The organism is Promicromonospora sp. NPDC050880 (assembly GCF_044456525.1).
Lineage (GTDB): Bacteria > Actinomycetota > Actinomycetes > Actinomycetales > Cellulomonadaceae > Promicromonospora.
The window spans coordinates 181,270-193,695 of sequence record NZ_JBITFV010000007.1 but is presented as its reverse complement, the minus strand read 5'-3'; the positions used below and the strand labels follow the sequence as shown (position 1 = coordinate 193,695).

At 72.5% G+C, this 12,426-nt stretch carries 14 protein-coding genes; 8 read left to right on the top strand and 6 right to left on the bottom strand.

Annotation, left to right across the window (positions count from 1 at the left end; genetic code table 11):
• Window positions 1-37 precede the first annotated feature (37 nt).
• The 3 genes from ACIBBF_RS14450 (at window position 38) to ACIBBF_RS14440 (ending at window position 2,397) form a co-directional block, all read left to right on the top strand.
• A complete protein-coding gene (locus ACIBBF_RS14450) occupies window positions 38-580 on the top strand; it encodes a TetR/AcrR family transcriptional regulator (protein WP_397414335.1) in 543 nt (180 codons plus the stop codon).
• A gap of 288 nt (window positions 581-868) precedes the next feature.
• Window positions 869-1,372, top strand: a complete 504-nt coding sequence (locus ACIBBF_RS14445) for a MarR family winged helix-turn-helix transcriptional regulator (protein ID WP_397414333.1) — start codon at window positions 869-871, stop codon at window positions 1,370-1,372.
• Between the two features lie 110 nt (window positions 1,373-1,482).
• Entirely contained in the window at window positions 1,483-2,397 is a 915-nt protein-coding gene (locus tag ACIBBF_RS14440) for a TIGR03619 family F420-dependent LLM class oxidoreductase (protein WP_397414331.1), read from the top strand.
• A 105-nt stretch (window positions 2,398-2,502) separates the two neighbouring features.
• On the opposite strand, the gene ACIBBF_RS14435 is transcribed toward ACIBBF_RS14440, so the two are convergent.
• Window positions 2,503-3,363 carry an enoyl-CoA hydratase/isomerase family protein gene (locus ACIBBF_RS14435; RefSeq protein WP_397414329.1) on the bottom strand — a complete coding sequence of 287 codons (861 nt, stop codon included), beginning with the start codon at window positions 3,361-3,363 and terminating at the stop codon, window positions 2,503-2,505.
• 148 nt (window positions 3,364-3,511) lie between these two features.
• Between ACIBBF_RS14435 and ACIBBF_RS14430 the strand changes: the two genes are divergently transcribed.
• Window positions 3,512-3,847 (top strand): winged helix-turn-helix transcriptional regulator, encoded by a 336-nt coding sequence (locus tag ACIBBF_RS14430; RefSeq protein WP_397414326.1) that lies wholly within the window; start codon window positions 3,512-3,514, stop codon window positions 3,845-3,847.
• On the opposite strand, the gene ACIBBF_RS14425 is transcribed toward ACIBBF_RS14430, so the two are convergent.
• On the bottom strand, window positions 3,844-4,422 hold the full coding sequence (locus ACIBBF_RS14425; RefSeq protein WP_397414323.1) for a TetR/AcrR family transcriptional regulator: 579 nt from the start codon (window positions 4,420-4,422) through the stop codon (window positions 3,844-3,846). The two genes, ACIBBF_RS14430 and ACIBBF_RS14425, sit on opposite strands and share 4 nt — an antisense overlap.
• 67 nt (window positions 4,423-4,489) lie before the next feature.
• Between ACIBBF_RS14425 and ACIBBF_RS14420 the strand changes: the two genes are divergently transcribed.
• Window positions 4,490-5,356 (top strand): MBL fold metallo-hydrolase, encoded by an 867-nt coding sequence (locus ACIBBF_RS14420; RefSeq protein ID WP_397414320.1) that lies wholly within the window; start codon window positions 4,490-4,492, stop codon window positions 5,354-5,356.
• A gap of 147 nt (window positions 5,357-5,503) precedes the next feature.
• Here ACIBBF_RS14420 and ACIBBF_RS14415 read toward each other — a convergent pair whose 3' ends face one another.
• A complete protein-coding gene (locus tag ACIBBF_RS14415; RefSeq protein ID WP_397414318.1) occupies window positions 5,504-6,424 on the bottom strand; it encodes a zinc-binding dehydrogenase in 921 nt (306 codons plus the stop codon).
• Between the two features lie 52 nt (window positions 6,425-6,476).
• On the opposite strand from ACIBBF_RS14415, the gene ACIBBF_RS14410 reads away from it, so the two are divergent.
• Together ACIBBF_RS14410 and ACIBBF_RS14405 are read left to right on the top strand one after the other, a co-directional pair.
• The gene (locus ACIBBF_RS14410; RefSeq protein ID WP_397414316.1) at window positions 6,477-7,133 is read left to right on the top strand and encodes a TetR/AcrR family transcriptional regulator; all 657 of its coding nucleotides are present in this window, start codon (window positions 6,477-6,479) and stop codon (window positions 7,131-7,133) included.
• A 105-nt stretch (window positions 7,134-7,238) separates the two neighbouring features.
• Complete coding sequence (locus ACIBBF_RS14405) at window positions 7,239-7,703, top strand: hypothetical protein (protein WP_397414313.1); 465 nt, start codon at window positions 7,239-7,241, stop codon at window positions 7,701-7,703.
• A 70-nt stretch (window positions 7,704-7,773) separates the two neighbouring features.
• Here the strand turns inward: ACIBBF_RS14405 and ACIBBF_RS14400 are convergent, their stop codons facing one another.
• Both ACIBBF_RS14400 and ACIBBF_RS14395 read right to left on the bottom strand, forming a co-directional pair.
• Window positions 7,774-8,844: a TerC family protein gene (locus ACIBBF_RS14400; protein WP_397414412.1), complete on the bottom strand. Its 1,071-nt coding sequence runs from the start codon at window positions 8,842-8,844 to the stop codon at window positions 7,774-7,776.
• Between the two features lie 186 nt (window positions 8,845-9,030).
• Entirely contained in the window at window positions 9,031-9,963 is a 933-nt protein-coding gene (locus ACIBBF_RS14395; protein WP_397414311.1) for a LysR family transcriptional regulator, read from the bottom strand.
• A 98-nt stretch (window positions 9,964-10,061) separates the two neighbouring features.
• On the opposite strand from ACIBBF_RS14395, the gene ACIBBF_RS14390 reads away from it, so the two are divergent.
• A complete protein-coding gene (locus ACIBBF_RS14390) occupies window positions 10,062-11,264 on the top strand; it encodes a TDT family transporter (RefSeq protein ID WP_397414309.1) in 1,203 nt (400 codons plus the stop codon).
• A gap of 20 nt (window positions 11,265-11,284) precedes the next feature.
• On the opposite strand, the gene ACIBBF_RS14385 is transcribed toward ACIBBF_RS14390, so the two are convergent.
• A complete protein-coding gene (locus tag ACIBBF_RS14385) occupies window positions 11,285-12,376 on the bottom strand; it encodes a Gfo/Idh/MocA family protein (RefSeq protein ID WP_397414307.1) in 1,092 nt (363 codons plus the stop codon).
• Window positions 12,377-12,426: the final 50 nt, after the last annotated feature.

Here is a 12,426-nt window from a genome sequence, read left to right as displayed (position 1 = left end):
TAGTGGAGAGTTCTCCACATAGCAAGGTGAGGTCTCAGTGGTCCGTTCAGACGCCCGGGAGAACCGGGCACGTATCCTCGCGGCCGCGCGCGAGGCGTTCGCCGCCGACGGCGCCACGTCGATGAACCAGGTCGCCCAGCGCGCCGGCGTCGGCGCGGGAACCCTGTACCGCAACTTCCCCACGCGGGAGGCGCTGGTCCTGGCCGTGTACCAGGACGAGGTCGAACGCATCATCGGCACCGTGCCTGACCTGCTGGCCGAGCTGTCCCCGCTGGAAGCTCTGCGCCAGTGGACGACCGGACTTGTCGAGGCCATGCGCAAGAAGCACGGCCTCGGCGACGCGCTCAGCCCCGACGCCCACGAGGCGATCAACGAACAGACCTACGGCCCGGTCGTCGCCGCGATCAGGGAGATGCTCGACGCGGGCAGGGGCGACGGGAGCATCCGCCCCGACGCCGACCCCGCCGACTTCCTCCAGCTCACCGCAGCGCTCTGGCGTGCCACGCCCGGACCTGGCGACCGATCACCCCGCATGCTCGCGCTCATCCTCGACGGACTCCGCGCACAACCGCAGCGATAGCGACGCCAGGCCGCAGGGTGCTGCCATCGCGGAGGTCGCGACGAACCTCTTGCTCACCGAATATCGAGCGATCCGCTACACCCAGCGGCTCGCCGAGGCCGGCGCCGTGGCCTCGGCCGGGTCCACGGGTGACCCGTACGGCAATGCGAAGGTCGAAGCGTCGCGGCCGTGGAACGCATCGACTGGTGGCGACGTGGTCGCCGTCGGCCACGCGGCGCAGGACCTCGGCTGTGTGGTTGCGAAGCTCGCCGCCCGCTCGGCAGGTGACCAGCAGGTAGCCTGTGAGCCGTGGTCGGCCCGAACGAAGTGCAGTGGCTCTCGCCTGACGAGAACGACGCCTGGATGTCCCTGTGCTGGTTGATGACCAAGCTTCCGGGGGCGATCGACGCGCAGCTGCAGCGGGACAGCGGCATCACCTTCTTCGAATACGTCGTCCTTGCCTCCCTGTCCATGTCGCCGGGGCGGCGCATGACGATGACCGCCCTCGCGGAGTTCGCCAACGGGTCCCTGTCCAGGCTGTCCAACGTGGCCAAGCGTCTCGAGCAGCGCGGCTTGCTCGTCCGTGAGCCTGCTCCCGAGAACGGCCGCATCACCGAGGCGATGCTCACGGAGGCCGGGATGGCCGTGGTGGAGCAGGCTGCCCCCGGTCATGTCGAGAACGTGCGCCGGTGCGTGTTCGATGCGCTGGGCGCGGACCAGGTGACCCAGCTGCGCGACATCGGCCGCCAGGTCGCCGCTCAGGTGGAACCCGGGCGCTCCTGGCCGCCCGGTGCCGAGCGCGCCACGCTGTAACCGTCGAGGTCGTCCGGTCTGAGCACAGGTGCGTCGTGACACTTCATGCTTGACTTCAAGTTTGAAGTAAACCTACGATCGACGCCTCTCAGCAGAAAGAGGAAGACCTCGTGAAGCTAGGAATCATGCTGCCCGTCTCGGGGCCGTACGCGTCGCCCGCCACCATCACCGCCATGGCGCAGGCCGCCGAGCGCCTGGGATGGGACTCGCTCTGGACCTACGAACGTCTGCTGCGCCCGATGGCGCCGATCTGGCCGGGCCCCGACGGCACGCTCGAGCGGGCGCCCGAGGTCTATCACACCACCTACGAGCCCCTGCAGACCCTGAGCCACGTCGCCGCGCTCACCAGCCGCATCACCCTGGGGACCAGCATCCTCAGCGCGCTGCTGCACACGCCGGTGATGCTGGCCCGCCGCCTGGCGACGCTCGACCAGTTCAGCGGAGGCCGCGTCATCGCCGGGTTCGGGCAGGGCTCGATCCCTCAGGAGTTCGCGACGGCCAACGTGCCCTGGAAGCGTCGCGGGTCCGGTCTCGACGACATGGTGGCGGCGGTCCGCGCCGTCTGGGGCCCTGACCCGGTCGAGTACGACGGCCGCTTCTACTCGATCGAGGCCTCGGAGATCAATCCCAAGCCGGTGCGCGGCAGCATCCCCGTCATCATCGGAGCCTTCACCGACGCCGGGATCGATCGCGCGGCCCGTATCGCGGACGGCATCACGCCCGTGGCCTTGTCCCTGGACGCCGTGACGGCGCAGGCCGCCAGGTTCCGGCAGGGTGCGGAGCGACTCGACCGGGACCCGTCCGCCCTCATGGTGATCGCCCAGTCGAACACCCCGATGACCGCAGCGCCGATGGGCGGGGACCGCCCCTTCCTCGGTGGTGCGCCGAAGCAGCTCGCCGAGGACATCGAGAAGCTCCGGGGCCGGGGGGTCGACGGCGTCACGTTCGCCTTCCCGTCGTCGGAGCCGGTGAACGTCCAGATCGAGATGCTCGACGAGCTGCGCACGCTCGTCCCGACGCACTAGGCGCCTTCGCCCGACGGCGCAGCGTCCTGTGCGAGCGGGCCACCGCGACCATGCGTCGCTGACGCCGGTCGACGGTGGCCCGTGGTCAGGCCGGACGAGCCCGGCTCAGAGGGAGTTGACGATCCGCTCGTGGTGGAGCTCGCCCGCACGGGTCTGGATGCCCGCGGCCAGCAGCGCGTGAGCCCGCTGTGTGACCTCCGGCCCGATCGTTGCCGTCAACCCGTCGTTCTCGACCGCGTACGCCGCACGCGGGATCTCCCCGGCCACCGTGTTCACGGCGGCCTTGACGGCGGAGATGACCTCTGGCCGCAGTCGCGCGATCCGTACCGCGAGGTCGCTGACGAAGGAGTCCAGCTCCGCAGCGGGCAGGGCGCGGTTCACCAGGCCGTAGCGCTCCGCCAGCTCGGCACCGACGAGCTCACCGCCCAGGATCAGCTCGAGGGCACGGGCGCGCCCGGTCAGGCGGGTCATGTGCACGGTCCCGCCGCCCCCGGGAAGGATGCCCATGATGGCCTCGGTCTGGGACTGACCCGATCTGCCGATCGCGGCGAACCGCATGTCGAGGGACATGAGGAACTCGTTGCCGGCTCCTCGTGCGAAGCCGGACAGCTTGCCGATGGTGACCTGGGGCAGGCTGCGCACCTCTTCGCTCAGGACCTGCAGGATGTTCATGCCGTCCGGGACGGGTGCGCCCGGCGCTGCGGCGATCGCGGCGCGGGTCGCGGCCGGCAGGGCCTCCGGGTCGGTGAGGTAGCCCATGTCTCCGTGGGCGCTGAAGAACTCGGGGTCGGCGCTGTCGAACACGATGACGCGGATGCTCTCGTCGCTCCGGGCCCGGTGCACGAACCCGCGCAGTGACGGCAGCAGGGTGCCGTCCATCAGGTTGAGCGGGGGGTGGTCCAGCGTCACGGTCGTGAGGCCGTCCGAGATCGCGACCCGCAGGCCGGACAGGTCGTCGTAGTTCATGAGAGCTCCCTGGGGTGATGTGAGGTGGTGTGCCGGCGGGCCACGGCGTCCGACGCCATGGCCCGTCCGCGTGATTCGTCACCCTAGGAACCGACCAGGTTCCCGATCGGGAACCTACGCTTGTGCTATGTCAGGGTTGGCTGTCGACATGTTCGACGAAATCTGCCCGTCGCCGATGCAGCCGCTTCGGATGAAGGACAAGTGGGCGCCGATGGTGCTGCGCTGTCTGCAGGACGGTCCGCACCGGTTCTCCGAGCTGCGTGTCCCGCTGTACCGCACCACCGCCAAGGAGCTCACCCGGTCGCTGCGCAACCTGGAGCGCGACGGGTTCGTGAGCCGGACACCCACGGGACGTGCGGTGACCTACGAGCTCACCTCCCTCGGCCGTGGCCTGCTCGACCTGCTCTCCACGGTCTACGCGTGGAGCGACGAGCACGGGCAGGAGCTCCTCGACGCCTACGACCCGGACGGTGACGCCGGCTAGCAGGCGCTGCGCGGCGTGGTGGCGGCCAGCGCCCGGTCGACGAGGTCGTCGACCACGGCGGTGGTCGCGGGCCTGCCCTCGAACGTCACCAGAACGAGGACCGCACCCGTCAGGAGCGCGAGCGTGGGCTCGACGTCACGTGGTGCGACGTGGGCCGCCAGGACCGCGCGCATCCCGCTGGTCCCCGTCTCGTACAGGCGTGTGCGCAGGCCCCGGACCACCTCGTTGCCGTGCGCCCGCTCGACGACACCCCCCAGGAGCCGGTCGAGGTGGCCGCGGGTGAGGTCGTCGGCGAAGTCCGCGAGTGCGGCACGGAGGTCGGCCCGTAGGTCGCCGGTGGCCGCCGGGTGGTCCGCGACGTCGCAGATCTGCTCGATCGAGGCACGGATCAGGTCGAGCCGCGTGGGCCAGTGGGCGTAGACCGTGGCCTTGGAGTAGCCGGCGCGGCGAGCCACCTCGGCGTGCGTGACCGCGTCCCACCCTTCCTCCAGCAGCAACGTGCTGGTCGCGCCGACGACGTCACGCCGGGTCCGCGCGACGCGAGGGTCCAGCACTTCTGCGGGTTCGCTCGGCATGGCCTCGATCCTACGAGTTGCTGAACTCCGTTGACACTGTTGAACAGCTAGTTCAATACTGTGCTGTATGACCAATAGTGGCGCGGACCGTGCGCACACCCTCGCGGCCGCAGGCCCGCCGCGGGGCACGAGGATCTTCCAGCTCCCCACCGGCACGTACGAGACCCCGGCCGCCCTGGCCTTCCAAGGCGGCTCGTTCCGGGACCGGCGTCAGTTCGCCGCCACGGCGGTGCTGGTGCAGCACCCCGCGGGCGACGTGCTCATCGATGCCGGGTTCGGCGCGCAGGCCGAGGAGCACATCCGGATGCTGCCCGCGTTCCGGCGTTCGCCGCACAGCCTCGGCCCGACGGTGAGCGAGCAGCTGGACGCCGCCGGCTACGACCGCGCCCGGCTGATCGGGGTGATCCTGACCCACTCCCACTGGGACCATGTCAGCGGCCTGGACTCGCTCGACGTGCCGGTGCTCGTGACCGAGGAGGAGCTGCGGTACGCGGACCGTCAGCGCGGCGACCGCGTGTTCCGGCGGGTCGCCGCAGGCCGTCGCCTCCGGACGTACGACCTCGACGGTCCCGCGCACCTGGGGTTTCCGGCCAGCCACGACCTGCACGGGGACGGCTCGGTCGTCATCCTGCCGGCACCCGGCCACACCACCGGGTCGGTGGTGATCGTCGTGACGGTGCGCCCCGACGAGCGCTACGCCTTCATCGGTGACCTCGCCTGGCAGCTCGACGGGATCACGCGTGGCGTCCGGCGGCCGCTCCTGATGCGCCTGCTCGCCGACAGCGACCCGGCGCAGATCCGCCGGGACCTCGCGCGGGTGACCGCGCTCTCGCGTCACATGCGGATCGTCCCTGCGCACGACGCGCGCGGGTACGACGGGATACCGCTGCTCGTGCCGGGCCACGGCACCGACCTCGACACGAGCGGGACGTGAGCCGGGCCTCATGAGCGGTTCACAGTGAGCGGTTCACTGTGAGCGGGTCACGGTGAGCGGGTCATGCTGAGCGGGCCGTCGTGAGCCGGACGAGCCCCGGTTCGCACGCCCCGTCGGAGCCGGCCCGGCCACCGCTCCGTCGCCCGCTCAGCCGACCGACAGCACCGTCTTGCCTGGTCCGCGTCGGGACCCCGGCGCGAACGCCTCGGTCAGCTCGCGCCACGGCCGTACCGCTGACACGACGGGATCGAGCCGTCCCTCGTGGATCTCGGTGGCCAGCCAGGACATGTCCGGGCCGATGCCGGTCTCGGCGCCGAGGAAGAACGTCGTCAGCGTGCGGTCGTGCTGGTTGCTGTCGCCGAACAGTGCGCCGTACCCGAACCGCTCCTCCTCGCCCGCGGCGTGTCCCAGGGCGACGAGCGTCCCGCCCGGCGCCAGGCGTGCGAAGGCCCGCACGAGGTGCGACCCGCCCAGCAGGTCGATCACGCCGGCCACCTCCCCGTCGAGGTCGTCCGGCGCCCCGACGACGTCGCGCGCCCCGAGCCGGAGCAGCAGCTCCCCCGCGCCGGGGTCGCGGGTGGTGGCCACGACGTGCGCGCCGCTGCGGGCCGCGAGCTGGATGGCGAACAGGCCGACCGCGCTGCTGCCGCCCAGGACGAGGACCCGCTTGCCGAGCACGGAGCCGAGCCGCCGCAGCCCGCGCAGGGCGCTCGTGCCCGCGACGGGGACGGCGCTCATGGCGTGCGGGTCGGACCCCTCGGGCGTAAGCCCGGCCGACTCGGCGGTGACGAGGCGCCGCTCGGCCCAGGCGCCGTGGGTGCCCAGCGAGACGACGGTCTGCCCGAGCCGGGGACCGGTGCCGTCGGCCGCCTCCGCCACGACGACGCCCGCGGCGTCCCAGCCCGGGACGAACCCGTCGGGCAGACCGGCCAGGCCCTCCACGTCACCGTGGTTCGGAGCGAAGGCCTGGACCCGGACGACGGCGTCGTGCGGGCCCGGTGCGGGGTCCGGTACCTCGCGCAGGGTGAGCCGGGACGGGGACGAGTGATCGACGGTCCATGCGAGCATGGCGCTACTGTATGCCAACTGCCACTGAGTGCCAGTTTGCTAGGATGGCCACATGGTCGATGGCGGAGGGTCGGACGACAGGCGGGTGAGCGGGACGCTCAGGACCCGGCGCATCGCGCGCAACCGGCAGCGCCTCGTCGAGGTCGCGCTGCCCGCGTTCGCGGAGCTGGGCTACGACGGCGTGACGGTCGACCGGCTGTGCGACGAGGCCGAGGTGTCCAAGCGCACCTTCTTCCGCTACTTCGCGGGCAAGGAGGACCTCGCGCTCACCCCGCTGAACGACGTCTGGCGCACCCTGATCGCCGACCTGGACGGCGTGCTGGACCGGCGTGGGCTCCTCCTCGACGTGGTGGGGGAGGCGCTCGGCGACGTCGTCGAGCGCATGCCCGACGGGTGGGAGCGGATCGCGGTGCTCAGCACCCGGCTGAGCGCCACCACCCCGGCCATCGATGCCGCGGCGTACCTGACCTGCGAACGCTTCACCCGCCAGGTGCTCGACGCCGTCACCGGCCGGCTGGCCGGACGCCCGGACGCCGACCTGGTGGCGCGGGTCGTCTGCGCGGCCGCCATCGCGGTCCACCGGGCCGCCCTCGACACCTGGGCGTCCCGGCCCGGAGCCGAGCGCACGGCGACCCGGGCGGAGCTCCGCGCCCTGCTGCGCGCCGGGTTCGCCGACGCGCGGACGGCGCTCGCCGTCCGGCTCGACTGAGCCGGCGGTCTTCCTCGGGCTTGGGCGCGCTTGGGCCAGCCGAATCGCGCACTTTCCGCTTGGATGGGGTGATAACAACCCATACCGCGACGAGGAGAGCACCCGATGAGCCAGGCAGCCCAGGTCGGCACCGTCTACCGGACCAGTCAGGACCTCCGGGACGCCGACCTGCCGCCCCTCGCCGTGGTCCTCGACGCCAGCGGGTACGCGGTCCAGCGGGACACCGACGGCAACTGGTACAGCGTGGCCTCGGTGAGCGCGTCGGACCTGGTGGGGACGTACACGCTGGTCCACCTGCCCACGGAGCCGCTCCCGGCGGCGTACGGGTCGGTCGTCATCACCGCCAGCGGCACGCCGTTCATGCGGCGCTGGGACGCCGCGACGGACGACCACTTCCAGCCGGAACGCTGGATCGGGCCGGACGGGGTCACCGTGACCGACGTCGACCTGCGCGGCCTGGGCATCGAGCGGGTGTGGGACGCCGGGCGGGCCGGGGCGACGGGCCCGGAGGTGGGGAACGGCCGGTCGCGGCGGAGCCGTGCGGCGTCCGGGGGGCCACGGCACCGCTGAACGGCGAACCGGGCGTGGCACGTCGCGTGCCACGCCCGGTTCGCCGTGCGGTACCGCTCTGTCGCCGGTGCTACCGCCGGTCGCGCGCGGGTGCGTCCTGCGTCTCGTCGGCCCGGGCCTCGTCGCTGCGGCCGCCCTCGGCCGCGGCCTCGGCGCCGTCCTGCGGCCGGTGCTCGACCGCGTGGGCGGAGCCGTCCGCGTGGGCGGAGTCCTCGTCCGCGTTCCGGGTGGCCCAGAGGCTCGTCATGGTGACGACGGCGAGCACACCGACGATCACGCCCAGCGACGCGAGGGTCGGGATCTCCGGGACGCCGGGCCAGACGCCGTGCGCCCAGTGCAGCACCAGCTTGACGCCGATGAACGCGAGGATCGTCGCGAGGCCGTAGCCGAGGTGGACCAGCTTGCTCAGGGCGCCCTGGAGCACGAAGTACAGGGCGCGCAGGCCGAGCAGGGCGAAGGCGTTCGTCGCGAACACCAGGTACGGGTCGCTCGTGATGCCGTACACGGCGGGGACCGAGTCCACGGCGAAGACGATGTCGGTGGCGAAGACGGCCACGACCACCACCGCGAGCGGGGTGAGCATGCGGCGGCCGTTCTCCCGCACGGAGAGGCGGGGGCCGCGGTAGTCGTCGGTGATGGGCATGAAGCGCCGGATCAGGCGGACCGAGCGCATCTGCGAGACGTCGACGTCGTGCCCGTTGCCGCGGACCTGGTCGAGGAGGATCTTGACCGCCGTCGCCAGGAGGATGCCGCCGAAGAGCAGGAACGCCCAGCTCAGGTTCGCCAGGACGGCCGCGCCGAGCGCGATGAAGACGCCGCGCAGGACCAGCGCCCCGACGATGCCCAGCAGGAGGACGCGCTGCTGGAACGCCGGCGGTACCGCGAAGGCGCTGAGCAGCAGCATGAAGACGAACAGGTTGTCGACCGACAACGACTTCTCGACCAGGTACCCGGTGAGGTACTGCACGCCGGTCGACGAGCCGAAGGCGGCCCAGATCCAGCCGCCGAAGGCGAGGGGGAGGGCGATGTAGAAGGCGCTCCACCCGAGGGCCTCGCGCATCGACACCTCGTGCGGGCGCCGGGTGATGAGGAAGTCGACGACCAGCAGGGCGATGACGGCCAGGATGGTCACGGCCCACATCGTGGGGCCGGCGATCGACGTCAGGGCAGGGGCAGCGTTCGATGCTGTCGCGAGCAAGGAGTCTCCAAAGTAGTCGGCTCCGAGGTCTCCTTCGCCTTGGTGGGTGCCAAGGCCGCCGCCCGAGGTCGCTGGTGCGCCGTAATGACCGGACGATGTTGGTGAAGTACTCCCCCCGCGACCACGAGTCTACGGCACGTTCGCGGCGACCGGCATCCGGCGGGCCAGGCGGCCGATCGTGGCGAGCAGGTCGCGCACGCCGCGCGGCGGGCGTGCGCCCGCCCAGACCGCCGTCAGCGGGCGCACGGCGCGCACGCCCTCGATCCGCACCGGCACCATGCGGCCGGCCCGGACGTCCTCGCGCGCCGCGAGCGAGCTCAGCGCCCCCGGGGCGGTCCCCGCCGTCACCGTGCTGCGTACGCCGAGCGTCGTGGACAGCACCGCCGCCGGCTCCGCGGCCAGCGGGTGGCCCGCCGCCGCCAGGGCATCCTCCAGCGCCTGGCGCGTGCCGCTGCCCGGTTCGCGGAGCACGAGGCTCGTGCGTGCCAGAATCTCCGGCGAGACGGTGCCCCGCCGCGCCCACGGGTGACCGGCCGGCACCACGATCACCACCTCGTCCTGCGCGATGGTGACGGACCCGAGGTCGGCGGGCACCGTCGGCGCCTCGATGAAGCCGAGCTCCACGGTGCCGCCGCGCACGGCGTCGGCCACGCCGATGCTGTTCGCGGTGCTGAGCTGCACGGCCGGGCTCGCGTCGCCCACCGACGCGCGCCACCGTGCGATCCACTCGGGCAGCAGGTGCTCGGCGATGGTGAGGCTCGCCGCGACGCGCAGCGTCCGGCCGCGGCCCGCGCGCAGGGACTCGACCGAGTCGGTGAACTCGCGGGCGGCGGCCAGCAGCGGTTCCGCCCAGGCGACCACGAGCTCGCCGACGGCGGTCAGCGTGGAGCCCCGGGGGGACCGGCTCAGCAGGACGACGTCGAGCCGCGACTCCAGGGACCGGATGCGCAGGGACACGGCCTGCTGCGTGACGCCCAGCCGGCCCGCGGCCGCCGTGAGGCTGCCGGACTCGGCCACGGCGGCGAGCGCCGACAGTGCTTCCAGGTCCGGACCGCGCTCCATCCCGGCTCCCCCCACCGTTCGAGGACACAAGCGTAGCTTGTGCCCTGCGAAGGGATTGCCCCTACCCGAGGCGGCCCCACGGGCGGACCGTAGGCGGTATGGCCCACGCACTGCTTCCCACCCCGCCGGTACCGACCACCGGAGGTGGCGCGTCGGAGCCTGCCACCGGAAGCGGTACCCCGGGACCACCGCGCCGGCGCCGGGTGCTGTTCCGGGCCCTGGAGTCGCCGTCCGACGCCGTCTCCGCCGTCACGCCGAACTGGTTCGCCGCCGTGATGGGCACCGGCATCGTCGCGAACGCCGCCGTGACCCTGCCCGTGCAGGTGCCGGGCCTGCGCGCGGCCGCGACCGTCGTCTGGGGCGCCGCGTCCCTGCTGCTCCTGGTGCTGGCGGGCGCGACCGTCGGGCACTGGGTCCGCTTCCCCGCGGTGGCGCGCGGGCACCTGCTGCACCCCGTCACGGGGCACTTCTACGGGGCGCCCGCGATGGCCCTGCTCACCGTCGGCGCCGGGACCTTGCTGGTCGGCACGGACGTGCTCGGCCCGGCCGCCGCCCTGACCGTGAGCGCCGTCCTGTGGACGCTGGGCACGTGCCTCGGCCTCGTGACCGCGGTGCTCGTGCCCTACCTCACCTTCACGCGGTACGACGTGGCCGACGACGCCGCGTTCGGCGGGTGGCTCATGCCCGTCGTGCCGCCGATGGTCTCCGCGGCGACCGGCGCACTGCTCGTGCCGCACGTCCCGGCGGGGCAGTGGCGGCTCACCCTGCTGCTGGCCTGCGGCGGCATGTTCGGGACGAGCCTGATCGCGTCCCTCGTGATCATCACGCTCGTCTGGTCACGCCTCGCACGGCACAAGACCGGACCCGCCGCGACCGTGCCGACCCTGTGGATCCTGCTGGGCCCGCTCGGGCAGTCGGTCACCGCGGCGAACCTGCTGGGCGGCGTCGCGTACACGGTGCTCGGCCCGCACGGATCACGCGCGGTCGAGCTGGCCGCCGTGCTCTACGGCCTGCCGGTGCTCGGGTTCGCGCTGCTCTGGGCGGCCGTCGCCCTCGCGGTCACGGTGCGGACGGCGCGGGCGGGCCTGCCGTTCGGGCTGACGTGGTGGTCCTTCACCTTTCCGGTCGGCACCTGTGTCACGGGAGCGAGCGCCCTTGCGCTGCACACGGGCGCGGTGGCGCTCCAGGTGCTCGCCGTCACGCTCTACGTGGCGCTCCTCGGCGCCTGGGCGACCGTGGCCGCACGCACCTTCCGGGGTGCGGTGCTGGACGGCACGCTCCTCGCACCGCACCGGGCGTGAGGAGCGCGCCGCCCGCTGCCTCAGGAGGCAGGTGCCGCACTCGGCGTGAGGACGCGCGCCATCGCCTGGGCGCGCACGCTCAGCTCGGCCGCCTTGAACGCGTGCTCCTGCGTCATCGCGGTCTCGGTGCGCTCCAGGCAGTCGAGGATGAGCCGGCCGAAGTACGGGTAGCCCACGTTCCCCTTGGCGACCAGGTGGCGCTCGCCCTCGCCGTTCGCCAGGAACACGTGCCCCGGCCCCTCGTCCGTGCCCACGTTCACGTACTTGCGCAGCTCGATGTAGCCGTCGGTGCCGAGGATGAACGTGCGGCCGTCGCCCCAGGTGCTGAGCCCGTCGGGCGTGAACCAGTCGACGCGGCAGTAACCCGCCGCACCGTTGTCCATGACGATGTTGGCCTCGCCGAAGTCGTCCAGCTCCGGGTGCTCCGGGTGGTTGTAGTTGGCGATGGCGGCGTGCGTGACGGTGGCGTCCTCGGCGCCCGCGTAGTGCAGCATCTGCTCGAAGTTGTGGCTGCCGATGTCGCACAGGATGCCGCCGTACCGCTCCTTCTCGAAGAACCAGTCGGGGCGGCCCGTGCCCAGGCGGTGCGGGCCCAGGCCCATGACCTGGAGCACCCGGCCGATCGCGCCCCGCTCCACGAGCTGGTCGGCCAGCACGGCCGCCTCGACGTGGATGCGCTCCGAGTAGTACACGGCGTACTTGCGCCCGGTCCGCGCCGTCGCCTCCCGGGCGGCGTCGAGCTGCTCCAGCGTGGTCAGCGGGGCCTTGTCCGTGAAGTAGTCCTTGCCCGCCTCGATCGCGCGCAGGCCGAGGGCCGCCCGCTCCGACGTCACGGCGGCGCCGGCCACCAGGCGCACCTCGGCGTCGTCGAACACCTCCTGCTCGCTGCGGGCGACGCGGACGTCGGGGAACTTGGCGCGGAACGCCTCCACCTTCGCCGGGTCCGGGTCGTAGACCCACTTCAGGGTGCCGCCCGCCGACCGCAGGCCGTCGCACATGCCGTAGATGTGCCCGTGGTCCAGCCGCACGGCGGCGAAGGGAAAGTCGCCCGCACCCACCACGGGGTCGGGAATCGGCTCGGGGGCGTAGCTCGCGCCGCTGGTCGCGCTCATGTGGTCTGCTCCTGTGGTGTTCTGCTGGTGCTGCCCTGGTCGTCCTGGTC

Excerpts from the sequence above, each read along its gene's own strand:
- ACIBBF_RS14435 (WP_397414329.1), bottom strand. The coding sequence starts at position 3,363 with ATGAACTACGACGACCTGTCCGGCCTGCGGGTCGCGATCTCGGACGGC.
- ACIBBF_RS14430 (WP_397414326.1), top strand. The coding sequence starts at position 3,512 with ATGTTCGACGAAATCTGCCCGTCGCCGATGCAGCCGCTTCGGATGAAG.
- ACIBBF_RS14425 (WP_397414323.1), bottom strand. The coding sequence starts at position 4,422 with ATGCCGAGCGAACCCGCAGAAGTGCTGGACCCTCGCGTCGCGCGGACC.
- ACIBBF_RS14420 (WP_397414320.1), top strand. The coding sequence starts at position 4,490 with ATGACCAATAGTGGCGCGGACCGTGCGCACACCCTCGCGGCCGCAGGC.
- ACIBBF_RS14415 (WP_397414318.1), bottom strand. The coding sequence starts at position 6,424 with ATGCTCGCATGGACCGTCGATCACTCGTCCCCGTCCCGGCTCACCCTG.
- ACIBBF_RS14410 (WP_397414316.1), top strand. The coding sequence starts at position 6,477 with ATGGTCGATGGCGGAGGGTCGGACGACAGGCGGGTGAGCGGGACGCTC.
- ACIBBF_RS14405 (WP_397414313.1), top strand. The coding sequence starts at position 7,239 with ATGAGCCAGGCAGCCCAGGTCGGCACCGTCTACCGGACCAGTCAGGAC.
- ACIBBF_RS14400 (WP_397414412.1), bottom strand. The coding sequence starts at position 8,844 with ATGTGGGCCGTGACCATCCTGGCCGTCATCGCCCTGCTGGTCGTCGAC.
- ACIBBF_RS14395 (WP_397414311.1), bottom strand. The coding sequence starts at position 9,963 with ATGGAGCGCGGTCCGGACCTGGAAGCACTGTCGGCGCTCGCCGCCGTG.
- ACIBBF_RS14390 (WP_397414309.1), top strand. The coding sequence starts at position 10,062 with ATGGCCCACGCACTGCTTCCCACCCCGCCGGTACCGACCACCGGAGGT.
- ACIBBF_RS14385 (WP_397414307.1), bottom strand. The coding sequence starts at position 12,376 with ATGAGCGCGACCAGCGGCGCGAGCTACGCCCCCGAGCCGATTCCCGAC.